This is a genomic window from Sutcliffiella halmapala, assembly GCF_050107295.1.
Taxonomy (GTDB): Bacteria; Bacillota; Bacilli; order Bacillales; family Bacillaceae_I; genus Sutcliffiella_A; species Sutcliffiella_A halmapala_A.
Genome location: NZ_JBNIKR010000001.1, coordinates 596,296 through 618,685, shown reverse-complemented (window position 1 = coordinate 618,685; position 22,390 = coordinate 596,296). Strand labels below are relative to the sequence as shown.

Annotated in this window: 31 protein-coding genes, 1 pseudogene and 1 riboswitch; of the genes and pseudogenes, 4 read left to right on the top strand and 28 right to left on the bottom strand. The window is 36.4% G+C overall.

Annotated elements, in window-relative coordinates:
• Positions 1-250: 250 nt before the first annotated feature.
• From ACQCT5_RS03040 to ACQCT5_RS02995, 10 genes are all read right to left on the bottom strand, one after another.
• On the bottom strand, positions 251-697 hold the full coding sequence (locus tag ACQCT5_RS03040; RefSeq protein ID WP_499638864.1) for a hypothetical protein: 447 nt from the start codon (positions 695-697) through the stop codon (positions 251-253).
• Between the two features lie 25 nt (positions 698-722).
• Positions 723-1,484, bottom strand: coding sequence for an alpha/beta hydrolase (locus tag ACQCT5_RS03035; RefSeq protein ID WP_499638862.1), 762 nt, complete (start codon positions 1,482-1,484; stop codon positions 723-725).
• A 315-nt stretch (positions 1,485-1,799) separates the two neighbouring features.
• Positions 1,800-1,943, bottom strand: coding sequence for a hypothetical protein (locus ACQCT5_RS03030; protein WP_499638860.1), 144 nt, complete (start codon positions 1,941-1,943; stop codon positions 1,800-1,802).
• Between the two features lie 172 nt (positions 1,944-2,115).
• Positions 2,116-2,460 (bottom strand): hypothetical protein, encoded by a 345-nt coding sequence (locus ACQCT5_RS03025; protein WP_499638858.1) that lies wholly within the window; start codon positions 2,458-2,460, stop codon positions 2,116-2,118.
• Between the two features lie 146 nt (positions 2,461-2,606).
• A complete protein-coding gene (locus ACQCT5_RS03020) occupies positions 2,607-2,798 on the bottom strand; it encodes a PspC domain-containing protein (RefSeq protein WP_499638857.1) in 192 nt (63 codons plus the stop codon).
• Entirely contained in the window at positions 2,791-3,333 is a 543-nt protein-coding gene (locus ACQCT5_RS03015) for a hypothetical protein (RefSeq protein ID WP_499638855.1), read from the bottom strand. Before ACQCT5_RS03015 ends, ACQCT5_RS03020 begins: the two co-directional genes overlap by 8 nt.
• A gap of 23 nt (positions 3,334-3,356) precedes the next feature.
• Positions 3,357-4,226: a YhfM domain-containing protein gene (locus tag ACQCT5_RS03010; RefSeq protein ID WP_499638853.1), complete on the bottom strand. Its 870-nt coding sequence runs from the start codon at positions 4,224-4,226 to the stop codon at positions 3,357-3,359.
• Between the two features lie 29 nt (positions 4,227-4,255).
• Positions 4,256-4,804 (bottom strand): ribonuclease FAU-1 family protein, encoded by a 549-nt coding sequence (locus ACQCT5_RS03005; protein WP_499638851.1) that lies wholly within the window; start codon positions 4,802-4,804, stop codon positions 4,256-4,258.
• Positions 4,805-5,248: 444 nt separating this feature from the next.
• Positions 5,249-5,575, bottom strand: coding sequence for a hypothetical protein (locus tag ACQCT5_RS03000; protein ID WP_499638849.1), 327 nt, complete (start codon positions 5,573-5,575; stop codon positions 5,249-5,251).
• 504 nt (positions 5,576-6,079) lie between these two features.
• Complete coding sequence (locus ACQCT5_RS02995) at positions 6,080-6,565, bottom strand: tetratricopeptide repeat protein (protein ID WP_499638847.1); 486 nt, start codon at positions 6,563-6,565, stop codon at positions 6,080-6,082.
• Positions 6,566-6,743: 178 nt separating this feature from the next.
• Here ACQCT5_RS02995 and ACQCT5_RS02990 point away from each other — a divergent pair, with 178 nt between their 5' ends.
• Positions 6,744-7,211, top strand: coding sequence for a hypothetical protein (locus tag ACQCT5_RS02990; protein ID WP_499638845.1), 468 nt, complete (start codon positions 6,744-6,746; stop codon positions 7,209-7,211).
• Between the two features lie 18 nt (positions 7,212-7,229).
• Here the strand turns inward: ACQCT5_RS02990 and ACQCT5_RS02985 are convergent, their stop codons facing one another.
• From ACQCT5_RS02985 to ACQCT5_RS02930, 12 genes and pseudogenes are all read right to left on the bottom strand, one after another.
• Entirely contained in the window at positions 7,230-7,646 is a 417-nt protein-coding gene (locus tag ACQCT5_RS02985; RefSeq protein ID WP_499638843.1) for a bis(5'-nucleosyl)-tetraphosphatase, read from the bottom strand.
• A gap of 62 nt (positions 7,647-7,708) precedes the next feature.
• Positions 7,709-8,005, bottom strand: coding sequence for an antibiotic biosynthesis monooxygenase family protein (locus ACQCT5_RS02980; protein WP_499638841.1), 297 nt, complete (start codon positions 8,003-8,005; stop codon positions 7,709-7,711).
• 28 nt (positions 8,006-8,033) lie between these two features.
• Complete coding sequence (gene aac(6') / locus ACQCT5_RS02975; RefSeq protein ID WP_499638839.1) at positions 8,034-8,468, bottom strand: aminoglycoside 6'-N-acetyltransferase; 435 nt, start codon at positions 8,466-8,468, stop codon at positions 8,034-8,036.
• A 21-nt stretch (positions 8,469-8,489) separates the two neighbouring features.
• Positions 8,490-9,521 (bottom strand): S66 family peptidase, encoded by a 1,032-nt coding sequence (locus ACQCT5_RS02970; RefSeq protein ID WP_499638837.1) that lies wholly within the window; start codon positions 9,519-9,521, stop codon positions 8,490-8,492.
• A gap of 212 nt (positions 9,522-9,733) precedes the next feature.
• A complete protein-coding gene (locus tag ACQCT5_RS02965; protein WP_499638835.1) occupies positions 9,734-10,315 on the bottom strand; it encodes a DUF4256 domain-containing protein in 582 nt (193 codons plus the stop codon).
• Positions 10,316-10,437: 122 nt separating this feature from the next.
• Entirely contained in the window at positions 10,438-10,590 is a 153-nt protein-coding gene (locus ACQCT5_RS02960) for a DUF3951 domain-containing protein (protein ID WP_499638833.1), read from the bottom strand.
• A 527-nt stretch (positions 10,591-11,117) separates the two neighbouring features.
• A pseudogene (locus ACQCT5_RS02955) lies at positions 11,118-11,747 on the bottom strand (manganese catalase family protein); the annotation flags it as partial.
• A gap of 128 nt (positions 11,748-11,875) precedes the next feature.
• The gene (locus ACQCT5_RS02950; RefSeq protein WP_499638831.1) at positions 11,876-12,094 is read right to left on the bottom strand and encodes a hypothetical protein; all 219 of its coding nucleotides are present in this window, start codon (positions 12,092-12,094) and stop codon (positions 11,876-11,878) included.
• 258 nt (positions 12,095-12,352) lie between these two features.
• Positions 12,353-13,225, bottom strand: coding sequence for a hypothetical protein (locus ACQCT5_RS02945; RefSeq protein ID WP_499638830.1), 873 nt, complete (start codon positions 13,223-13,225; stop codon positions 12,353-12,355).
• Positions 13,222-13,731, bottom strand: coding sequence for an RNA polymerase sigma factor (locus ACQCT5_RS02940; protein WP_499638828.1), 510 nt, complete (start codon positions 13,729-13,731; stop codon positions 13,222-13,224). The genes ACQCT5_RS02945 and ACQCT5_RS02940 overlap by 4 nt, the downstream gene beginning before the upstream one ends.
• 171 nt (positions 13,732-13,902) lie before the next feature.
• Entirely contained in the window at positions 13,903-14,778 is an 876-nt protein-coding gene (locus ACQCT5_RS02935) for a 5'-methylthioadenosine/S-adenosylhomocysteine nucleosidase (protein ID WP_499638826.1), read from the bottom strand.
• A 161-nt stretch (positions 14,779-14,939) separates the two neighbouring features.
• A riboswitch (purine riboswitch) is annotated at positions 14,940-15,042 on the bottom strand.
• A 176-nt stretch (positions 15,043-15,218) separates the two neighbouring features.
• A complete protein-coding gene (locus ACQCT5_RS02930; RefSeq protein WP_499638824.1) occupies positions 15,219-16,565 on the bottom strand; it encodes a mechanosensitive ion channel in 1,347 nt (448 codons plus the stop codon).
• Between the two features lie 356 nt (positions 16,566-16,921).
• On the opposite strand from ACQCT5_RS02930, the gene ACQCT5_RS02925 reads away from it, so the two are divergent.
• Positions 16,922-17,809: an EamA family transporter gene (locus ACQCT5_RS02925; protein WP_499639098.1), complete on the top strand. Its 888-nt coding sequence runs from the start codon at positions 16,922-16,924 to the stop codon at positions 17,807-17,809.
• 79 nt (positions 17,810-17,888) lie between these two features.
• Positions 17,889-18,359, top strand: coding sequence for a hypothetical protein (locus ACQCT5_RS02920; protein WP_499638822.1), 471 nt, complete (start codon positions 17,889-17,891; stop codon positions 18,357-18,359).
• Between the two features lie 122 nt (positions 18,360-18,481).
• Here ACQCT5_RS02920 and ACQCT5_RS02915 read toward each other — a convergent pair whose 3' ends face one another.
• The 4 genes from ACQCT5_RS02915 to ACQCT5_RS02900 form a co-directional block, all read right to left on the bottom strand.
• Positions 18,482-19,096, bottom strand: a complete 615-nt coding sequence (locus ACQCT5_RS02915) for a hypothetical protein (protein ID WP_499638820.1) — start codon at positions 19,094-19,096, stop codon at positions 18,482-18,484.
• A 132-nt stretch (positions 19,097-19,228) separates the two neighbouring features.
• Complete coding sequence (locus ACQCT5_RS02910; protein ID WP_499638818.1) at positions 19,229-19,702, bottom strand: GNAT family N-acetyltransferase; 474 nt, start codon at positions 19,700-19,702, stop codon at positions 19,229-19,231.
• 121 nt (positions 19,703-19,823) lie between these two features.
• Positions 19,824-19,970, bottom strand: coding sequence for a hypothetical protein (locus tag ACQCT5_RS02905; protein WP_499638816.1), 147 nt, complete (start codon positions 19,968-19,970; stop codon positions 19,824-19,826).
• A gap of 274 nt (positions 19,971-20,244) precedes the next feature.
• On the bottom strand, positions 20,245-20,637 hold the full coding sequence (locus ACQCT5_RS02900; RefSeq protein WP_499638814.1) for a MerR family DNA-binding transcriptional regulator: 393 nt from the start codon (positions 20,635-20,637) through the stop codon (positions 20,245-20,247).
• A gap of 71 nt (positions 20,638-20,708) precedes the next feature.
• Between ACQCT5_RS02900 and ACQCT5_RS02895 the strand changes: the two genes are divergently transcribed.
• The gene (locus ACQCT5_RS02895; protein ID WP_499638812.1) at positions 20,709-21,038 is read left to right on the top strand and encodes a hypothetical protein; all 330 of its coding nucleotides are present in this window, start codon (positions 20,709-20,711) and stop codon (positions 21,036-21,038) included.
• Positions 21,039-21,313: 275 nt separating this feature from the next.
• Here the strand turns inward: ACQCT5_RS02895 and ACQCT5_RS02890 are convergent, their stop codons facing one another.
• The gene (locus tag ACQCT5_RS02890; protein WP_499638810.1) at positions 21,314-21,736 is read right to left on the bottom strand and encodes a VOC family protein; all 423 of its coding nucleotides are present in this window, start codon (positions 21,734-21,736) and stop codon (positions 21,314-21,316) included.
• An 81-nt stretch (positions 21,737-21,817) separates the two neighbouring features.
• Positions 21,818-22,267: an NUDIX hydrolase gene (locus ACQCT5_RS02885; RefSeq protein WP_499638808.1), complete on the bottom strand. Its 450-nt coding sequence runs from the start codon at positions 22,265-22,267 to the stop codon at positions 21,818-21,820.
• Between the last annotated feature and the right edge of the window lie 123 nt (positions 22,268-22,390).

Here is a 22,390-nt window from a genome sequence, read left to right as displayed (position 1 = left end):
TTGAATATGAACGTAGAGTTCTTTATTGGAGAAGTACTTGGCTATATGCAAAAAAGCTTACCTTATTAAAGATAAGCTTCCTTAAATATTATTTATATTAATATCTATCAACAATTCCATTCTGAATCACGCACTCGCATTTTTCCAACTTCCTCAATCGAAAGTTAAGCGAATTTAGCCACTCTTTGTACCGAAATACCATCTTGCAGCAACTCACTTGTTTGGTTAGGATTGTAATACTAATATTTTGTTATTTCTTCACATCAAAAGGTTCTCCCTCGAAAAAGATGGTTTCCACTTTTTCCAGCTTGGCTCTTTCAATTTTCATTACAAAAGTCTTTGACACTGCATCACTTGTACAAGTAGAACCTTTTTGAACTGTATCTATGAATAAATCCGTTCCAGTATCACTAAGCACCATTTTATCAACTTCAATTGGACACGTGGAGGATTCACTTGTATGTGCAAATAGAATAGCAAATTCCTCAAAATCAACATCCGAAGGCTTTGCTTCAAAATTAAAGGCATTCCACAATACCTCAAATTCATCGTCGTTAAATACTATTTCTACAAGTTTGTCTCCAACACTTTGACTATACGGACCAGTCTGCTCTTCATGTAATAATTCTCCACTTTCCAACGGTTTGCTACAAGCTACTAGTAAAACAATAAAAGCCATCTTACTTATTGTCAGCAAACAATTCCCCCTGCCTATCAAGTTCCTACAGTATTGAAGCAAACAATTCTTCCCTTCTCTTTCTGAAAGATTGATAGTTATGTTCCCCATCATCGATCATTACCAATCTGGAGTTTGCAATCTTTTCTTTTAATATCTTATAGATTGTCTGATTGGAGGCAACAAATGCTTTGTTTATTGGCGTTCCTTTACCAGCCTCTATAGCGCCTAAATCAAGATAAAGGCTTTTGATTGGAGACAAATCGCTTTCTATGATCAGCTTCTCCATTTCTTCCTGATTGGCTAAAAATGAAGGGGATAGAAGAATGATATGCTGAAAAACTTGAGGATACATGCAAGCTGCGTAAGTGGAGATTAGTCCTCCCAGTGAAATCCCGGCGATGGACGTTTGATTGGTAATCGTTCGATACTTCCTATCTATCATTGGTTTCAATTCATTTACGATAAAATCTATATATTGTTTCCCTTTACCTCCATACGATTCGTTTCCTCTCAGCGCTTTGTTAAACGGACCGTTTACCCAAGGACAGTACTCGTTCAATCTTTCCGCACTGACCTGGTCTATTGCAACCATAATCACATCCAGCTTATTTGAATTGAGGTAATCTTCCAGACCCAAGGAGACTCCTCCAATAGCACCTTCGTCCTGAAATACATTCTGGCCATCATGCATGTATAGTACAGGATATTTCTTTTCCTCATGAACGGAGTAATTCTCTGGTAGATAGACACGGACCAATCGTTCATTCTCTAATGAGGGAATATAGATGGGGAATTTTTCAATCATTGTTGGTCACCTGCTTCAATTATTTTTAGATTCACTTTTGAATATTTCGCCTGTCAGGGTTTTGATGAGCATTAGAATACATTTTGGGCTGTTTAATCAATCTATCTCAATAAGATGGGATAACCCAAGCCACTCCCCTATCATTTATCTAAGTCTGCTCTAGGTACATCATCTCTGTGTCCTCCTTAGAAAGGATTATTTCGCTTCTCAGCTTTCTTGTTAGTTCTATGGGTATTTGTAGTAGATAATCAATAAAATACTGGCTTAATTAATCACTTTCATTCTATATACAACTTTGGAATTTGAAAAATATTATCATTTATTTTTTATATCCTTCAGCAACTCAACAATCTTTTCGTTGCTCTTCTTGATACTTCGCAACTGAATCTCAAGCGATAGGATTGTTATGACGATGACTATTCCGAAAATTATTTCCAATACTCTTTTCACCCGCTTCATTTATTAAACTTTTGAATTTTCAACCATCAGAATATCATATACTATTTTAGACGAGCTTTTGGATAGGGTTCACCAATTCGATTGTCCATCGATTTTGAGTTCTAGCCTTTCTTATTCTTCGTTTCTCCATACACTGTGCTTAAACCCTAATCGGGAATTGTCCTCTTGCAAATTAAGCTGTTTGTCTTCCTTTTCGTGCTTCCACCGCAAGAACAAGTGGATAAGCTACTATGAGTGCCAGAGTAAGATAAGTGGACTGCTCAAAAAACGATCGGAACATCTCATTCGTCCACCGCTCTTCGCCGATGATCCAATAGGCCAAGCTATTGGATATCCCCATTCCGTCATTCGCTTCCGGGATAAGACTTTGCGTATAATTCTGCGCAAGTGCAATAACAGCTAGAATGGAAAGTGCAATTGCTAAGGCAATTCCTTTTGAATAAGCGTTTGGTATGCCGAATCTTTTAAACAAGAGTATGGAAGCAATCACGAAAACTAAGCATCCAAAAATGAACATACCGCTTAATCCCCCTAAAATTTATTTAAAGAATTCTTCCTATATCTTTATTCAATCCACTATACCCATTCCAAGCTTACTCACTCATAGTAGGGTTGGTGATACTATATTTTGACGGTCCTAGATCAAAAAGGTTTCATATCTATTCAATACAAAGACGGAGGGGTGTCCGGAACAGCGTTTACAAGAATGATATAGATGATAAAAGAAATAGGCAGCGTTAAAATAAACATCAGTCTAATGCTTAGGGAAGAGATTCCGTAAAACTCTGCAATTCCACCACAGACTCCAAACAATGATCGATCTTTTGCTGATTTTCTTAATTTGTTTTTATTCATTGTTCTCCTCCTCTATGTTATGAATAATCAACTCTTTATTTTCTTGATAGTCTTCAAAGAGTTCATCGATATGGCTTTGAACTGAACTCCCCCATTTGTCCTCAACATTTTCTGAGGAAGGCTCCCCAAACTCACTCTTTATATATGCTTGAATATATTCATTTCGTTCTAGATATGTTGTTGACCAGATTTCAAAATATTCCTCAGCCGTGATCCCTATGAAATCCGCTTGCTTCCCATGGAAATCTTCTATTTGGGAAGGTTGGTCACTAGGATAAAGTAGACCTTTAAGTTCTTTTATCTCTTGTTCAGTTATGGAAATTCCCCTGTTTTTAGCTTCCCTAATGACAATCTCCTCTTTAAGATAAATTTCTATATATTTGCCCTCTACAGGATACTGTGTAAGCACATCACTAACTCGGATTTCTTCCCCTTTGAGAGAAGCGATTACCTCGTTTTTATCGTTTCCTGGTTCAGAGCAAGAAACTAAAAATATGATACATACGCAATACAGGTACGATACATTTAACTTCATAATTCCTCCCCATCGTCCAGTAATTAGTCGGTATAACTTCTTTCAAATAACTCAAAAACACCTTGAGCAGATTGTTCCGAGAGTGTATAAATTGTATGGGTGTCAATTAAGTTCATGATCGTCCCTGACTTCTCTGTGAGCCAGAGGTAATAGACATCCTCTCCAAAATCAATTTTGTATTCCGGGTCTGACATGTCAGCTGTGCCAGGCTGCTTAACCGCTTTGCTAAAAGACTCTTGAAGAGTTTTTACATCTTCTGAATTAGTAATCTCTATTACGGAGCCCGGGGTATTGCTTGATAAACCGTCCATTTTCCGAATGGTTACTATTTCTATCTCTTTCGAAACAAGAGATCCTGGTGTATTTTCGGTTGATTTTATAGTGAATGGATTGTTATAAAAATATAAAGTGCTTTTGAGTTTTTCTAATTCTTCCGTATACTCTGCTTCATTCCAATCGAGTAAATTATTTTCTTTGGGAATATTGTTTCTGTGTGTTGCAGCAAAGGTTTCCTCGATAGATATCAGATCTTCTTCTAAATGGTCGAGTTCCTCAGAAGATGGAATGTAGCTGCTGGTTATCCATTCTTTTACCATCTCAGCATAAGAAGCTGTAATATCTTCTTCAGGGTATTGAATCAGCCCCCTTATATTATAGGACAATAATGAAGCCGTTCTTAAGCTGGAGTGGAGCGCCACAAAGCTTTCATCATAAATACCGTTCCTTGCATTCTTTGTGTGAACATCACTGGACACGATTTCTGAATCGAATAAGGAGTACAGGTAATTTAACCGTTCCTGTTTATAACTCCTGGCGTCGTTATATAAGATTATTAAAATAACATTTAACGCTAAAGATATGACTATAAGAAGCTTAATGATATTTTTCTTCAAATTATGTTCTCATCCTTTCGATGAATCAGCTATGTTAAATCATGAACTAAGAGTTCCTTATGAGCATTGGATAGTTTCATCAAACCAATCCCCTTATCATTTAATTGAGAAGAAAGCCTCTCCGCTTCATCCCAAGCCATATCGTAAAGAGTTTTATCAATGACTCCTGTAAAGAAAGCCTGTTCCAACTCATCCGCATCTTTCTCGATCACTTCCCCTGAAGGAAGCACAACAATGTCCAGATATAGATCATCCATATAGGGAATGCCGTTTTCCATACCATTTTCCAGGCAAATATCGATATACCATTGCAGCACATTACCGCATTTGTCATACATGGTAGTGACTGAGTGCTTTTCTTTCAACGGAAATTGCTGAAGCCACATGTACCCGTCGTCCACAATGCATAACTTCTTCTCACCGTACGAAACGAATAATGGCTCGGTAACTTTCAATGTATGTAACAAAGTAACGTTCCCCGTAAAATCACCGCTCTCTAAATACTTTTGAGCATACCTCCGCTCTAGAATCCTTTTCCAGTCAGACCGGTTTCCGAATTTTCTCTTTAGCACATCCATCCTCCCAACCATTAATCCATTTACTCGGGATTTGAGAATCAAACATAAATAGAGCCTTCTATTATCACCTTATCCTTAACTGATGTTTCAAGTTCTGTTTTTCCATTATTAAGCTATTATAACATTAATTACAAATTTTCTGATAACTAAGTACAATTCGGTAAAATAATACTGCGATTCCTTGATCAATGAATGCGTACTGGGTAACGTTTAGTGGAGTGATAGTTAAATTATGGGCAACCAGTTAAGCTGCACTATGAAAAATTTGCAGAGAATTTCTATGAAGTCATGCTGCAAAGAAAAGGTGAAGGTTGTAATCGCAAACCTTAAGAAGCGTGCACAAACCTTTATCATAAAAAAAATGAACTTGAGAGCATTTCAAGTTCATTTTTTGCGTTTTTATTATAATCTTTCCCTAGCTGTTCGGATTGCATTAACGTGGCACTAATCTTTAGTAACTACAATCTTTTTGGCAAAGTGCTGGCCGTCAACTGTTTCCATCCATACTTTAACCTCTTGATTTTCTTGCAACTCAATAATACTGCTTATTTTTCCAGTAACTTTAGTGTCCTCTGAAAAATAAATTACTGGAGTGTAGGGTTCCTCTTCGGGATCTACTTTAAATGGGTATAGGATAAATTTATTCTCTTCTAACGCTCCGACAATACCGGAATGATCTGGTTTTGTAAGATACCAGATTGATAGGAGAACCAAGACAACTATTATTAATAATGAAAGTAGGAAGATTTCTTTTTTTACTCTATTTGTCATTGTATTCTCCTTACCGTATTCGAAAATCCTGGCTGAACCTTTAAAAGGCGAATAAGGGACCTCGATTTAATTAGATCTTTGCTTTTGCTTGTATAGGAATATGGAAGCAGCGGCTAATACTAGGGTCCCTACTTGCCAGCCCCATCTTAGTGAATCTTTAAACATTACATAGGAAAGGTAAGATTGAAATGATTGCCATCCTTTAAAGGGTAGAATAAATATTACTGGAATTAGACTTATAACAATTATTAATACTGAGATAAAAACAATAATTTTTGATACTCTTTTTACATATACCCCTCCCTTCATTTCCTATTAGTCAGTATTCTTTCGCTCAATTTCTATAAGCTTCCTTTTAATACTCTCCAATTCAGAACGGAGAGCCTTCATATTCTGTGAAGTGTCAATTCCTGCACGAACAGCATAGACAATAATCAAAAACAGTAGAACCAACCCCATAGTGCCATAAAAAATAATATCCAACTCTTTTCACTCCCTTTTATGCTATTCCCAAGTCTCATCCAATCTATCTGAATAGAATTCAATCGCTCTTTCGTATCTTAATATTTCATTGTCTGATGTGGTATCTATCAAGCATTTCAGAAGAATTTCCATTGCACTGCTATGTTCTTTCAAATTATATAAGGTCATGGAATAGAACACTTGGATTGCTCTATTATTCGGAAATGCTTCCATCCCCCGCTGAAATATATTCTTTGACTTTTCATATTCTCTTAAAGTTCTATATGTGCTTCCTAAGCCTAAAAATGCCCCTTCCAATTCGTTTGTAGGTAAACCCAATTTGATTGCCTTTTCATAAAAGGGCACTGCGTTTGATTCTTCCCCTAATAGATCAAAACTCCAAGCACAATGATAGTTAATCGAAGCATCCTCAGGAAAATCTTGTACTAGTTTAATTAGTAATTGATTAGATTCTTTATGTTTTCCACTTTTTCGTAATTCAATGGCTTTATCTAAATCATAGTTCATTTATTTCTCACCCTTTGTCTCATTCATTTCAGGAATCCTGTCCATAAGCTTATTAGATTAAACAAAAAGAAGCTTTAATCCTTTCTTGGATTAGGCATTCAAACATTAATAGCATAAATTTTCCATTAAATATGCTATAATTATTTAATAAGTTACTAAGCAAAAGGGATGCATAACAATGAAAATCACCCAAAACTTTGTGTACTTTTTCAATAAAATCCTGACTGCCATAATGGCATCCATTCTCTTTGCTACCTTATTAGGAACGCTAACATATTTTACTGGGCAAGAGTATCAGGGTTGGAATTATCCTGTATTAACAACTATTTTCATCATTCTGCTATATGGATCCACTGTCTTCTTCATATTAGGAATACCTAGTTCTATTCTCATTGAGTTCATAACTGATAAAAGAACGTTTCATTCACAGATAAGAAATCTCTTCTTTCGATTTTTCGGATACATCCTATTGGGCTTACTTTCTGGTCTTGTTGTTGCAGCTACAATATTTAAATACCTTATTAGTTATATGGACGCTGCGGTATTTGGCATTACTTCAGCAACCATCTATTTCGTTATTCAAAGCATAATGAATGGCTTCTGGAATAAAACGTTTCATCAAATCAAGAGAAATACTCTTACGTGAGTGCACAATATAAAGAACTCAACATAATCTCTGATTTAAAAATTCATGAGCTTGTTTTAGAATCTGTTTCTGATTTTCATAAACAAACAACTTTAATGTATCTGTAAATGTAGCCCATTTATACATTGCGATTTCACTCTGTTGAATGGTAACAGAGGTACTCGTGGGTGTCCCTAAAAATAAGATTACTTCTTTTCTAATAGCTGATTGTGAAATCATATATTCCATACTTAACTTAAAATCTTCATGAATAACAACATCTAGACCTGTCTCTTCTTTAACTTCCCTTCTAGCTGCATCAATTTCTGTTTCGTCCTCTTCAATGTGTCCTTTTGGAAAGCCCCAGTGACCGTTAGCTTTACTTTTTACAATGAGATACCGAGTGTCTGGTTTGTCTTGATATATAATTACCCCACATGATTTTTCTTTTTGCATTTCTATAACCACTCCTTTAAATTCCAGAAAAGTTTTCGCTAATCGTTTGTAAAATAAAACTTTTACGAAAGATCCACTTTTTGAAAGTGTTCAACTGTCGGGAACGGGTCATAAAAATGATGGAGTTGATTTTTCCATTCTTGATATTCGTGTGATTGTCTAAATCCAACTGTATGATTTTCTAAAGTCTCCCAATTTACTAATAATAAATACTTCCCCTCTGTTTCCATACAACGGTGTAGTTCATGGGATATATAGCCCTTCATCGATGAGATAATTATAGATGCCTTACGAAAGGCTTCCTCATATTCCTGTTCCATCCCTTTTTTAACTTGAAGCATGACCGCTTCTAATATCATAAAAGCTCCCCCTCCATATACACCCGTCTTATAACATCTTTTTAAAACAAATGATACGATTTGCTTCACTGAATCCCAATTTCAGATGCATGGCTAAGCTTTCTTCATTTTCTAATTCACAGTCACTAGCAAACTCGTGACAACTTTTTTTCTTAGCCCAATTCTCACAAGCATTAACTAGTTTTTTAGCAAAGCCTTGTTTACGAAAGGCTTCTTTTACGTAAAGTCCTTCTAGATATCCTACCGGACTTGAACTAGTGCCTTCCACATAATCATATCGCAGTTGGCATTGTGCAAACCCGATTGCTTCACTGTCATGATAAGCTAAAATAACCGTTGCATCAGGCTGAGCCATAAGATGCGTAAGTTCTTCTATAAATTCCTCTAAATTGTGATCTGGCCAAAGCAGTAAAGCAAGGTGCGCAGCTTCTTGTACGTCCTCTAATATCGCCTCTTTTAGCATATAGAACCTTCTCTCAAAAAATTATTCCACTCCACTTTCTAGAATTGTGAAAGTCTTCTTATCACAATTAATTTCTGCCATTGCGCCATATGGCAAAATGAATTTCGGTTCGGTATGACCGAAATTCAAGTTATAAAGAATCGGTAAATCCTCCAAATCATACTCCTTCATGACTTGTTTAATTTTTTCTTTATACTCGTCGTAGTACTTCTCATCTTGAGGTTTAGCAAAAATGATTCCTTTCGCTACTTGCAGAATGCCTTGTGCAGCATAATTACGTAACCAATACTTGATAAATGCTGGTTCTGGCTTTTCTTCAGATGTTTCAAAGAATAAAATGCTATTCTTCCAATATTTTTTCTCAGGCCAAAGTTCTGTTCCTTTTGCAAACTCAAGGACTTCAATGCAACCACCAATCAAATGTCCTTGTGCGACACCTGAACCTTGTAGTACCTCGTAACCTACATTCTTTCTCATTGTCCGTCGGCGGTTCTTATTCTCTTCTATCCATTCTAATCGCTCGCTCGTCCATTCTTTCGCAGGTTGAATATCACCAATAATCTCATTGGAAAAGAGCGTTCGGTTCACCATTTCAATTGTATAAGGATACATCTCCACATTCTCAGCAAAATCAGTTAAAATGGCTGGACCGTAAAAAGAAGAAATTCCTGCTTTATGACAAAATAAATGCGAAACGGTCACATCAGAGTAACCCATGAAAATTTTTGGATTTTCACGTATAACGTCGAAATCTATATAAGGAAGTAAGCGAATACTATCTTCTCCTCCAATATTTGCAATGATCCCTTTTATACGCTCATCCTTAAATGCTGTCATCAAATCTTCTGCACGAGCCTGTGGATTGTTATAAAGATAGTCCCCACCTTTCAAGCTATTCGGCATTGGGACAACCTTAAGGCCGAAAACTTCTTCTAATCTCTTTACACCTTGCTCATAACGCCATCTAATTTCCGGTTCGCCTGCCCCTCCCCATGAAGGACTTATTGTCGCAACTATATCTCCTGGCTGCAATTTCTTTGGTTTTATTAACATATTAACTACCACCCTTATTTAAGTCGGTTTTCTACGTGTGGACTTAATTTCTATATAATCATCAAATTCCCTGCTGTTATTTAAGAATTTCCGCAGGATTGATAAATTTCCATGAAGAAGGACGCTTTCCATAGTTTCAGAAATGCGTCCCATAGTTATTGAACGAAATGAACGATCCGTTCTTAAACTCAATATAGTTGTCTTTGCAAAACTTAGACCATCAATGAGCCACGGAAACCCCTTGCAGCATAATAGGAATCTGCTCCATTGTGATACACGAAGACGTGACCAAAGCGATAATCGCAAAATAGTGCACCGCCGAGACCCCTAATATCAGCTGGTGTTTGTACCCAACTCGACGTTTTCATATCGAAATTTCCAAGTTCCTGCAACGCTCGATATTGTTCTTCCGTCAAAATTTCAATTCCCATGGCAGTTGCCATATCTATAGCACTATTTTCAGGCTTATGTTTTTTTCTGGCACCCAGTGCTTCACGGTCGTAACAAACACTTCTGCGACCTTTAGGACTTTCCACTGAACAATCACAAAACATGTATTCGCCCTTCTCTTGATCAAAATCGACAACATCCGGCTCACCCCCGGTTACTTCCATTTCATTGAGCGACCACAGTTTTTCTGGACTGGCATCCAGCTTTGCTTGGACATTTGCCCACTCAAGAGCTTCATGGCGGTTCATGTTTTTCTCAAAACGAGCTTTCAATACTCTGAGTAATTCGTCACTTTGTTCTTGTGACAACTCCTTTTTATTGCTGATATTATTTACCTTTGTCATGTTAGTTCCCCCTGGTATATTCATTTTCCACTTTATGATTTATGTACAACTGTCTATTAGTTTATTCCTGATTTCATCCTAGAAACTGTCATTTTTTTTTTTTGCTCGATATAATTGAATGATCATTCTTTATCCGATTTACCCATTGTGATGTCATCAAAGGGAGTATAGTTGTTACCTGGCAATTTTCTTTTTCTCACTGCTTTATATATCGAAAATCCTACTGCAAACACTACAAATGCGATGAAAATATATGCGATAAAAACCACTCCCATCTATAATTTTTTGTTCCGGAAAAACTCCCGTATACGGAATAATTAAAACAACGCATCAGCTAGCTTAAAAAATAAATACTATAATTGCTAAAATTAATAGAATGAAAGACAGGATAAAACGTACAAATACTTTCCTTACATCTTCTACTGTTTCTGCTTTCTTAACCTGGGATCTGTAATCTTTCCAACTAAAGAATGTAGAAATTAAGATCATTATTAAAAGTAAAAGTTCCAAGAGATTTACCCCCTATCCCTTTATACTTTACCGTAAAAATAAAAATCAATGTCTTTCAAAACCCTTTGTTTAGTAAATTCAACAAATATAAGCATTAATCCTTCTTAGATTAGAGCTTCTTCCCTTCCAATGATTGGTTTGTGGATATACTTTAGTACACAGACTTATACCCACAGTGGCATGTTAAAAGATGAAAAAGACTGCTACACACTTTGCCAAGTATGGAGCAACCTTTAATTAGGAATTGTAGTAAATTCCCAAATGAAGAGAGGCAGTATGTAACTGCCTCTCTTCATTTTACGGAGGGTGGGGTATTATGCAAAGCAGGTGGGGCAGGTGCTAATACAGGTTTGTTTCCCCAAGCACCAGGCATGGAAAGATAATTAAATTGGGATATTCCATCTGGTGTCGGCCCACTAGCCCATCTTCCTTTACTGCTTTCTTCTCCTTCCGATAAAGCAATAAAGGTATGAGAAACTTCCGTTTTTTCTTTTTCAAAAGGGAAGGTACTTGGAACAATTACTCCTTCTTGCGCTTCTAATTCACTGATAGCAGCCATCCATTGATTTTGATGCATTCTATCTCGTGCTATCAAAAACGATAACATATCTTTTACTCCACGGTCCTTTGTTTGTTCATATAGCCTTACTGCTTGAAGTCTACCTTGGCTTTCTGCATTTAAATTAGCTCTAAAATCTGCGAGCAAGTTGCCACTGGCTATCACATATCCAGCATTCCATGGAACTCCTACACTATTTACAGGCATCGCTCCTAAGCCTGAAACAATAGCATATTGTGGATTCATCCCCCCCATTATTGCTGCCATGATTGGATTTTGAGCTGCTTCCTCTTGTGCTTTTACAGGGGCATTATCTAATAGTCTTGCAATCATTGTAGCCAACATTTCAATATGTGCCAGTTTCCCTCTCTATCCCGCTCTGACCCGAGTGAGGGTATCATCCGATGCTTTTGATTCCCTCACTATCACGCTCTGACCAAAGTGAGGGTATCATCCGATGCTAAACGATGCGGTTTTCACAATAATCTATCTTACTTTTTCTTCCCAATTCTTGAATGTCTTTTATCAGCCGCACTTAGTACAAAAAAGGTAGATAAAAAAATAGCAACAAGACTAATAATCATCTCTGTCCAATATCCTAGTGGGAATAATAATGACAACAAAAATAGAAATAATGGAACAAATAATATTAAACTTAAGCCTATTGTAAATGCCACCTTTTCAGGTAAATCTTTAATTCTATTTAACATTTTTCACCATTCCTTCTTAAACATCCCTGCCCAATTCTTAACTAAAGAGCCACCCACAATAATGTTATCGTTCGTCATTTTAATACCATATATTTAAATATTAACATAATTCTCCCAAAACCCGCGCGACAGTTCCATAAAAAAGCAGCAAAAAAACAAATGAAATCTCATACCATTTCAACTGTTGTTTTGCTACTTTTTCCATAAGCTATTGTTGAACTCTTTAAATCTAATCGATCATCCTTCCGTCGTTTCCATTCAAAAATCCAACTTCAAAGTTTTCCCGGTTATTACATTTCTATATATATTTTCACCTTGATCCGTCTCTTCTATTTCAAAGATCCCATATCCACGTGCAATAACTGTGTAGATTTCATCCTCAGCCGGTTGTTTCGCTAAAATTACCGCGTATTCTTTTCCAGGCTCCATCTTATAATCGTATTCAGATGTATATGAAATAAATTTGGTTTCCTGTTCTTCTTTAGAAAGTTTGGTTAGGCCCATTTTTTCGAATTTATGTTCGATCCACGAATCCAATAGATTGGATATCCTTATGTCCCCGCCTTGGATATAAATCGTCTTATTTCCAGCAGATACAGCATTGCCATAGACAGTTTCCCCTATTTCCACTTCCAATGGAGTGTAGGGCCTATAGGTATAGAAATTTTCATATTTAGGAAGTATCTCAGCCTCCCCGATGGATTGAACTTTTAAATGTACAACAGATGCCCCTTCCACATTCATAAGTATAATCCTTGGTTCTCTAGGATTCCATGCCCACAAGTTCTGGCTCTGAGAGACCGAGTAGATATCCTCGGGGCCAATCTCTTCCTGAATGTTCACATATTTTTTATTCTCAATTGTCAGTATCTTATCACTATGGATTCCTGCTTGCTTTTGAACGTTCCCATCCTGACCACCAATGCTCCAAAGTAGAATTGCTGCAATTGCTATAGGTAGTAATGCGGTTGTGATTACTTTTTTATTGAAAAATGAACCATTTCTATATTTCGCCTGTCTCTCTGCCAATTCCTTATCAATGCTACCAGAAATTTTGCTTAGACTTTCTTCATTTAATCTATGATTTTTTGGAAAAGATTGAAGTTCATCATGGAGTCTAGAATCCTTCATATTTTTCGCCCTCCCATCTTTTTCTCCAGCGCCCTTAAAGCCCTATGGTAGCTAAGATTCACTTTATTTTCACTCCACTGCAAAGCTTGGGCAGTCTCTTGCACAGATAGTTCGTTGATTCCTCTGAACATGAGTACATCATAATAGCTTTGCTTTAACGTCCTTATCGCCACATAGAGTTCCGCCTTCGTTTCGCTTAATCCCACAATTTCTTCCGGCGAATCCGAACCCTTTGCTGACAGACTTAATTGCAGAAGTCGATTTCTTTTCGTCTCTTCTTTCCTTCTCTTTCGGCTTTCATCAATTGCCACATTCCTTGCAATACTGATCAGCCAGGTTCTGGGATTCGAATTCCCTTTAAACTTATGTATATTTCGTACAGCCTTCACGAAGGTCTCTTGCACAAGATCCTCCACATCCATCCCGCCTGTATAATAGATTAGGAAATTATAAATGTCATTGTGATATTCCCTGAACCAATCTGTTATCTCGTTTTCTTCTCTCATTCCTTCTCCCCCGTAAAACGCATATACCTATTAGACGTTCGTTTTCATGGATACTTTCACTTGGGTGATAAATTCTCATCTACAACCTAAAAAGGCCCCCATTTCATCGTACAGAAATGGGGGACCTTTCACCAGAAAAGTTCATTCTAAATCTATCATACTTAATCTTTCTTATTGCAAAGTGGAGATATATTCTTTCACCACTTCATATACATATCCCTGGTTGGCTGCTGCTGTTTCCGGGTTGTACTTGCCGCCGTTGACTTTGTTATTGGATAGGATTCGTATGCCTAAAAATGCTATATCATACGCTCCGGCGATTTGTGCTGCTGCGGCACCTTCCATTTCTTCTACGGATGTGCCGTATTTTTCATGGAACCATTTAATTCGATCCACTTCATTATTCCAGACATCTGCAGAACCGATTGTCCCCTGAACAATTTTCCCCTCTTTATAGGTATCGATTACTGCATTGGCAGCTGCGAGCAACTCTTTGTCTCCCTCATAATAACGAATCTTTTCGGCATTAGGGTCTTCGCCTGCGCTTCCTTCAGAAGCCATCAAGTCCATCGGTTTCCATACAGTTGGATCAATCCCTTGGTTTTCATCCTTATCGGCTGTCTTTAATGAGCCTAGGTTGGTCGTTTTTTCTCCTAAGACAATATCAAATACGTTCAGGTCCGGATCATGTCCGCCTGATGTTCCTTGATTGATGATGGCAATCGGATTGTATCTCTCAATAGCAACTGCAGTAGCTGCTGCTGTATTTTCCATCCCTTTACCCGTTTTTGCAACGATGACCGGGTAGTTATCTAAAGTCCCTATGTAAAATACAAACGATCCTGATTTTTCTTCTTTCACGTTTTCAAGTCTATCTGCAAATTTTTCTGCTTCAATTGGCATTGGCCCTTGAACCATGATTGGCCTTTGCGTTTCCTTTTCCTTACCTGCTGATTGGGTCGTAGAACTGCAGCCTGCAAATACCGATACCAACAGTACCGCAATCAATGTTAATGAAACGAATTTTCTTACCATGATGTTTTTCATGCGTGATCTCTCCTAAGTAGTATTTTCTTGTTGATTTGGTCAAAAGAAGAAGGTCTAGAAAATAGAATAATATCTACCCTCTACACCTACGAGTTCAAGTATAAATAATGGCGCAGATATATAGCCCTGCAACAAAAGTAAGAATCAGCAAATAAGCCGACCTGCCATATACTTTACATCGTAGTCCAGTTCTTCAATGGGAACCGGGTAGAGACACTCAGACCATATTACCAAGTATATACGAGTAAAAATATTTAATTTTACTACTTTCCTAATATAACAAACGAATTATGGATAATCAACATAAATGCGAATATTTTTAAATAACATCTAAATTAACGTTCGGATTTAACTAATTCTATACTAAAATTTGTCTTTATACCCAGCATATTTACACCAAAAAGCCCAGAGCATAAAAGCTCTGTGCCATTCAAAAAAAATTATATTTTTGGTCCATTAAAATCGTCATTGTTGAAGGTGTTCGAACGATTTGGTGTGTTTGATGTACTTGGCGTCTTTTGATCTTTTAAAATCTTATTTTCAAATCTTTCCAAGTTGCGCTTTGCGAACTCTCTTCCGCCAATTCCAAAGGAGATGGCAAAAGCGATTGATAAGCCGCCCAGGATTAGCAAGAAGCCGATATTCACGATTGTAACTGCAAAGCCAAGTTGAGATAGTGCCATGAATACAGCAAATACAATAAGAATGTATTTCACAAGCGCCCCGGTGAATCTGCTATTTGTATACTTGGCAATTAGGTTTTGCAGGAAATTTCCTCCCACTAATGCCAATCCGATAATGATTAATGCACTGATTACCATTGGCAGGTAAAGGATGATTGCATTTCCGATATTCTTCAGCACTTCAAGATGTAAAACATTTAATGCTTCTACAGTAAAGAAAACGATAATTAATATCTTTACAATTTGTCCAATTACCGCTGCCAAATCAAAGCTTGGCTTGGATTGATCTTTCATTCCCATAGACTGGTAGATATTGCTGATTCCTGTACGTTTTAACAGGCTTACCAGCAGCTCGGAAACAAATTTCGCCAAATAGTAGCCTACCAGTAATAGAATAATTGCTACAATAATATTTGGAATCATGTTCAGGATTGTATTCAATACCGATACAATAGGACCAGAAATAGTTTCAATGTTCAATGTTTCCAATGCAATCGTAACGATTGGAATTAAAATGACCACGAATACAATATTTGCAATAATTTTCGCTAATGTACCTTTATTATTCTGAGCTTCTGCTTGTAGATTAGTGGCACCTTGAGGATTGGAAGGCTGCACTCTCATGCTATTGCCTTGGCCCAAACGGTCAAACCAGTGATCTATATTCAGGCTAAGTAGAAGATTATATACTAGGTCTCTAACTAGACGGGCAACAAAATACCCGATTGCTATTATGATGGCTGCAGCAAATAGATTTGGAAGGAATGCCAGGAATTTTTGGACCATATCTGTAATAGGCTGAGACACGCTTCTCATATTCAATGCATCGAAAATACTAGGCAAGAAGAGGATGAATACCAGGAAGTATATAACTTTCCCCAGAGAATCGATTATCTTCTTTCCCTGTCCTTCGCTTTTGACCAGTTTAGATCTTGCCATTGTTCTGTGCAATCCAGCTTTTTTAGAAAGCTTGACGAAGATGCCCTTTACTACTGTAGCCACTATCCAGGCCAGCAGTAACAGCAATAAGGCGATAATGACATTTGGTATTGCTTCGATCAATGAGCTTATTGCTGATTGAAAACTATGGTTCGTTTCGTTCAAAACAATCACTCCTTCTCTTTTTATGAGGAAGTATCAGTAAACTATTCACGCTGAGTCCAACTAATACTCTATGTCTCTAATAACCTGTATCCCGCATATTTAAACAATGGAATAAATTTGAAGGAGATTATACCCGGCTATCATTCTGGCTATCGCCCTTTAGTGGAATGGAAATGGCAGGCATCGGATTCTCTATTGAAAATCAAACTCTCATCTATTATAATTTCATTTAGAAACTCAATAATAAAATCTTTACTGTGGATTTTTCTAGAGGTAACTCTATTTTCGCCACACGACTGTCTTAGGACAGTCGTGTGGCTTTTTGTTTTTCTAGTATAGGAAAGAGGGGATTTATGATGAAGACTTGGCATTATGCATTATTTGTATTTATTGGAGGCTGCTGCCTTGGGATATTATCTACGTTTGTTAAACTTGCCTATTCGGCGGGGTTTTCGATGGTGGAGGTTACGGGTAGTCAAGTGCTGTTTGGTACCTTGATTATTTGGCTGGTGGTTTTGTTCGCCAAGAAGACCAAAATTGGTTTCAGACAAGCCGGGACCATACTGGTAGCCGGAATCCCAATGGGTTTAACCGGTCTGCTTTACTATCAATCTCTACAGACACTCGATGCTTCATTGGCCATCATTTTTTTATTTCAATTCATCTGGATCGGCTCCTTGATCGAATGGATCGTTTATAAAAGAAGGCCATCAGCAGGAAAAGTGGTTTCGATTGCGATTCTCCTTGCCGGGTCTATTTTGGCAGCTGGACTTTTTGTAGAAAATATACAAGCTGTATCCTTGCAAGGTGCGGTATGGGGAATGCTTTCTGCAGTGACGTTCTCCTTTTTCATTTTTTTGAGCAGCATCATCGGTAAGCATGTTCCTGCTATTCAAAAAAGTGCCCTCCTTTCAACCGGGGGAATGATTGTCACTTTTTTATTATTTCCACCCGTATTCCTACTTGATATTTCGACCCTTACAGGTGTAATGCCTTACGGATTGATTCTCGGTATATTCGGTGTGGTGTTTCCCCCGCTATTATTTTCAATCGGGATGCCTCATGTCGGACCAGGACTTGGCACGATCCTTACAGCGTCTGAGCTTCCCGTTGCCATTATCATGTCGGCACTAGTCCTATCAGAAGAAATAGCTACATTACAATGGTTTGGTGTTGTTCTTATTTTAGGAGGAATCATCATCGGAAATATAAAACAAAGCCAGAGGGACATTCTCTCTGGCTGATTTCTTCTTATCATGTTTACATGAATAACCACATATTGATGAAATAGGTGTACTAATTTATTTATAAGGAGTGTTAACTTTGTATCCATATTACTTTAGGGGAAACGGCTGGGAACCAATTTTGGGCCTATTACAACAAAGTCTATATGCCGAAGAAATGCTATGCTCGATAAGTAGTGAACTCTATCATATTCCAGAGACCCAGGATTTGAAAGGCAATAACGAGATGCATAACCATCTGGTTCCAGCCTCCTACCATCGAGTCACCTCGGTTGGATCAGCCAGGAGGCTTGTCGGTGGAGAACAGCAGAATACCATCATTGTAACTATGGCAACCTGTATCGTGAATGCAGAAAAGCAAGATAAGGGAGTTCGCGAGTGGCTTCAAGTAATGGAGAATAATGCCGAAGCTCCATATAGACCAAAGATGAGATTGTTAATCCAGTGGCAAGATCAGGCAGAATTGTATTTAAAACAAGCAAAGAATGCTTTAAAGTCGATGGGAGTTAGCTTTCCTACAGAAAGTGCGGATCAGGAGCAAAATTATTAGAACCTACTTTCAAAGCATCTATATATAATTCTTTGTTAAAGTTGAATATTTAAATAAAGAATGGAACTCCGATATTTTGGAGTTCCATTCTTCAATTATCGCTCCAGATTGTAGAAGAGTCTTTAATTCAAACGAAAACTTACATCTGTTTCACTTTCATATTTTTGTAACAGGTCTATCCAGTAATCATCTGCAATTCCTTTTTCTTCATAAATATCGAAAAAATCTAATGGTAAACCTTTGTCTGCTTCTTTTGGTGTGGATTTTAATGTTTCATTAACAGCTGCTTTGTATTTTTTCATTAATTTTATCATTTTTTCAAGTATAAAAATTTGTTCTTCCGTTAATTGTATTTCTTCGTTCTCAAAGTCTAATTTCAAAAAAAATTCACTATAATCATTGTTTACAGATACAACGACATCACTAGAAAATTGCAAACGACCTATAGAATTCCCCATATAACTAACATCTTGTATATCGAAAGCTAAGTTATTAAATCCTTGTTCCAACTCATCTGCTTGTGAATTGGAAATTTTACCACTCTCAAATATATCTTGTAATATTCCTAAATTATAATTTGGTAAACTTGATATTCGAACCATTTGATCAACCAATCCGTCAGAAAGAAACTTTTCATAAGCATCGTTTTTCTTTTCTGAAAGGACCCATAATGTAAGGAAAATTAAAAGACCAACTCCTAACACAATATATATAATGTTTGGTTTGTTTGCTTTCACTTAACCCCACCCCCATCCATAAAAATACATAAACCTTATTCCACAATCCTGCCCGATTGCGGAAGAACGTTTTAATTTATGTTTGATAACCTTTTATTACTTAAAAGCACCGATTGTTCATCAGCGTATCTTTCATTCTTTTTCTAAATCTCTTTTATTCTTTTTTTTCATCCAAATCCATCTACTATTATACGCGGATCTTAAACTAGGTTCTTCAACAAATCCAACTCCCTTATAGCATTTAATAGCTTGTGCATTTCTAGGCTCTATTCTCATATAGACCCAATCATAAGGATAGGCCTTACACTTTTCTAGTAGTTCTTGAATAAATCGTTTGCCTATTCCTTTATTTCGAAAAGAAGGGTCAACAATTATATGTGCAAGTTCTATATCTTCTTCTTCCTTATCTACCCATATCTCCCCATATGCAATGTTTTTAGAGTCTTCTTCAAAGATATACCCAAATTGATCATGTTCTTCGTACCACCTATTAAACATGTCTGATGAATAATCTCGAATACCTGTTACGTACTCACAGTCTTGTGGATTTTTTAACCATCCTTTAATCGTATGTTCATCTTCGAATATTACGTTCCTGATGTTCATAATGTCAACTCCAGAAGTCTGAATTTTTTTAAAAATTATTTCGGAACTTATAACTCAATCCTAATTCCATAAAAGTTGAAGCAATCCATATTCCTGGAAAACTCCAGTTAATTGAATTTTATTACTGAAACATACCGAACAACCAAACAATCAAATACATTGGAATTGCAACGATAATCCCTCCGGCAAATAAATAACCAATGGACTTTATGATGAATTTAATAACATCATATAAAGCTCCTGCTAAGTCATCAACAAATCTTAGCACTAATAACCCTCCCGCAACTATTACTTGAAGATATTTAAATTTCTGTCAATGTAATTCAACAAAAAAGTACATTAATCCTCCATGGGATCAATGTACTTATATTTGTTGTTAAATTTCCTTTTATGGAATATTTCGCGTGATCCTATTAGCTTATAAGACGTTAATTACGAGGTCCACACAACATCACTGACACTCCAACCAGATAACATATTGCTGCATCCAACCAATCATATGTATCTGGTGTTTTCTTATCGTGTACTATTTAACTACAAAGTTATTTTGAATTCACTTTTGTAAAGCACTCTGACCAGTTCAAACATTCACACTCTAAGCCATTGTTTAAAATATTGATCATGGTATCAATTTGCCTCTTTTTTTCCTCTAATTCCAAACACTTTGTATTAGCCATTTGTTGCCATCGTTCTGATGGAGGAGCCTGATTATCAAAACCCTCTAAAAGAAATGTAATTTCTTGATTACTAAAACCAGTAAATTGAGCAATTCTTATAAAATTTAATTGGTTCAATACATCAATGGTATAACATCTTTTTCCACTAATTCTTTTAGGAACTGGTAACATGCCAATTGATTCGTAATACCGAAGAGCCGAAGCACTAATGTCAGCTTTTTTGGCTATCTCCCCAATCGAAAGAAAAGAAACCATCATTATCACCCCTTGACTTAAAGTTTACTTTAAGTATTACACTTTAAACAACTTGAAAAGGAGGCTTTGATAATATGTCTAAGTGTCAATGTGATAGTACATCAGCGGTGGCTTGCAACCTGTTAGCATTTAATCCCGAAGAAAGAAGCCGTTATAATCAACTCCGAAGAGAATTAACGGCTGATTTGTCTATTGAAGAAATTCCAAGTGGTTTTGCGTTTTTATATCCCAATCAATCCTCGTTATTATTGAAAATTGCTGAATGGATTTTTTACGAAAATCAATGTTGTCCATTCATAAAATTCTCACTATATGTAAGTGGTGAAGCAGACATAATAAGATTAGAATTAACTGGTAATGAAGTAGTTAAAAATCTTCTAAGAGAAGAATTTAGTTTATTCTAAACAAACATCCTGCATTACAGAGATGCAGGATGTTTGTTTTTTTACGAAATATTTTGACCTTATATTTGATTATTACACTAGCTGCCTAATATTGGATCAATCCTTATTAAAGAATAGGGCTTTTACATAAATAAAGCACTTTGCTTGTTACAGAAAAGCTCCCGATTCTAGAATAACTATTGAAAACCAAAATAATGAAAGAAAAAAAGTTTTTATTGTAAACAGCCTTACACACACAAATTTAATAACATTTATACTTAATCTGTTATGAACATTTATTTTATTCGTTTTGCAAAGGGATGATTTTCATTAAACTGAATTAAATCCCATAAATTCCCGTATAAGTCCTTAAACACTGCAACTCTACCATATTCTTGATCTTTAGGTTCTCTTACAAACTCGATCCCTTTAGAAATCATTTCATTATAATCTCTCCAAAAATCATCCGTACCTAAAAAAAGAAAAACTCTTCCGCCTGTTTGGTTACCAATAAAATACTCTTGCTCTTTATTAGATGCTCTTGCAAGTAATATTGTGGTTCCTGAAGAACCTGGTGGCGACACAACTACCCACCGCTTATCTTGTTCGGGTTGATATGTATCTTCAATAAGAGTAAAGTGAAGCTTCTTCGTATAAAATTCTATAGCCTCATCATAGTCTTTCACAACTAGAGCTATATGAACAACAGATTGTATCATTTTCTTATCTCCAATCTTTTTCCGATCTCCAATATTTGTAAATACGCTCTCTTAAAGACCCCAATACTCAAATAGAAATACTTATGAAATAAATGTAAGACTATCTTTGTAATTGAATGAGTGGCTTCCTTCTTTACTCAAAAGGACAGGTAAATATTGAGCAATCATATCCGCGATTCCAAGATTTTGAGGATTAAGTATCCAATCAATAGACTTCCATTCCAGAATACCTTCACGTGTCTTTAGTGGTGTGTCATATGTAAAATTATCATCAACTTCATACAAATAAACATATATTCTATCCAGTTCCCCATTTATAGTTTCCCAAGTTACAGTACCTTTAGAAAAAAAGGATTCTAATTTTATGCCTGTTTCCTCAAACACCTCACGTAATGCACCTATATCAGGTGATTCATCTTTCTCAATTTTACCCCCTACTCCGTTCCAAACACCCATAATGGGAGCTTTTTCCCGATTAAGCATTAGTATTTTATTTTTTTTCTTTACAAAACAAACGGTGTACTTAAACATAATTTATATAGGCACCTCTTTTTCTAGAATGTTAATTGATTATAGACCCTATAATAGAAATCTCCAATAGTCAAACAGTTTAATTCCAAAGCCATCTAGAATTCCTAAAGAATTTCCAATATA

Coding starts and splice junctions, on each gene's coding strand:
- ACQCT5_RS02995 (WP_499638847.1), bottom strand. CDS start 6,565: ATGAACTATGATTTAGATAAAGCCATTGAATTACGAAAAAGTGGAAAA.
- ACQCT5_RS02945 (WP_499638830.1), bottom strand. CDS start 13,225: ATGAAGGATTCTAGACTCCATGATGAACTTCAATCTTTTCCAAAAAAT.
- ACQCT5_RS02940 (WP_499638828.1), bottom strand. CDS start 13,731: ATGAGAGAAGAAAACGAGATAACAGATTGGTTCAGGGAATATCACAAT.
- ACQCT5_RS02885 (WP_499638808.1), bottom strand. CDS start 22,267: ATGTTTAAGTACACCGTTTGTTTTGTAAAGAAAAAAAATAAAATACTA.
- ACQCT5_RS02895 (WP_499638812.1), top strand. CDS start 20,709: ATGTCTAAGTGTCAATGTGATAGTACATCAGCGGTGGCTTGCAACCTG.
- ACQCT5_RS02935 (WP_499638826.1), bottom strand. CDS start 14,778: ATGAAAAACATCATGGTAAGAAAATTCGTTTCATTAACATTGATTGCG.
- ACQCT5_RS02900 (WP_499638814.1), bottom strand. CDS start 20,637: ATGATGGTTTCTTTTCTTTCGATTGGGGAGATAGCCAAAAAAGCTGAC.
- ACQCT5_RS02950 (WP_499638831.1), bottom strand. CDS start 12,094: ATGTTAAATAGAATTAAAGATTTACCTGAAAAGGTGGCATTTACAATA.
- ACQCT5_RS03020 (WP_499638857.1), bottom strand. CDS start 2,798: ATGAATAAAAACAAATTAAGAAAATCAGCAAAAGATCGATCATTGTTT.
- ACQCT5_RS03000 (WP_499638849.1), bottom strand. CDS start 5,575: ATGACAAATAGAGTAAAAAAAGAAATCTTCCTACTTTCATTATTAATA.
- ACQCT5_RS02985 (WP_499638843.1), bottom strand. CDS start 7,646: ATGCAAAAAGAAAAATCATGTGGGGTAATTATATATCAAGACAAACCA.
- ACQCT5_RS02990 (WP_499638845.1), top strand. CDS start 6,744: ATGAAAATCACCCAAAACTTTGTGTACTTTTTCAATAAAATCCTGACT.
- ACQCT5_RS02890 (WP_499638810.1), bottom strand. CDS start 21,736: ATGATACAATCTGTTGTTCATATAGCTCTAGTTGTGAAAGACTATGAT.
- ACQCT5_RS03015 (WP_499638855.1), bottom strand. CDS start 3,333: ATGAAGTTAAATGTATCGTACCTGTATTGCGTATGTATCATATTTTTA.
- ACQCT5_RS02960 (WP_499638833.1), bottom strand. CDS start 10,590: ATGGGAGTGGTTTTTATCGCATATATTTTCATCGCATTTGTAGTGTTT.
- ACQCT5_RS02980 (WP_499638841.1), bottom strand. CDS start 8,005: ATGATATTAGAAGCGGTCATGCTTCAAGTTAAAAAAGGGATGGAACAG.
- ACQCT5_RS02910 (WP_499638818.1), bottom strand. CDS start 19,702: ATGAACATCAGGAACGTAATATTCGAAGATGAACATACGATTAAAGGA.
- ACQCT5_RS02970 (WP_499638837.1), bottom strand. CDS start 9,521: ATGTTAATAAAACCAAAGAAATTGCAGCCAGGAGATATAGTTGCGACA.
- ACQCT5_RS03005 (WP_499638851.1), bottom strand. CDS start 4,804: ATGGATGTGCTAAAGAGAAAATTCGGAAACCGGTCTGACTGGAAAAGG.
- ACQCT5_RS02965 (WP_499638835.1), bottom strand. CDS start 10,315: ATGACAAAGGTAAATAATATCAGCAATAAAAAGGAGTTGTCACAAGAA.
- ACQCT5_RS03030 (WP_499638860.1), bottom strand. CDS start 1,943: ATGAAGCGGGTGAAAAGAGTATTGGAAATAATTTTCGGAATAGTCATC.
- ACQCT5_RS03025 (WP_499638858.1), bottom strand. CDS start 2,460: ATGTTCATTTTTGGATGCTTAGTTTTCGTGATTGCTTCCATACTCTTG.
- ACQCT5_RS03035 (WP_499638862.1), bottom strand. CDS start 1,484: ATGATTGAAAAATTCCCCATCTATATTCCCTCATTAGAGAATGAACGA.
- ACQCT5_RS02925 (WP_499639098.1), top strand. CDS start 16,922: ATGAAGACTTGGCATTATGCATTATTTGTATTTATTGGAGGCTGCTGC.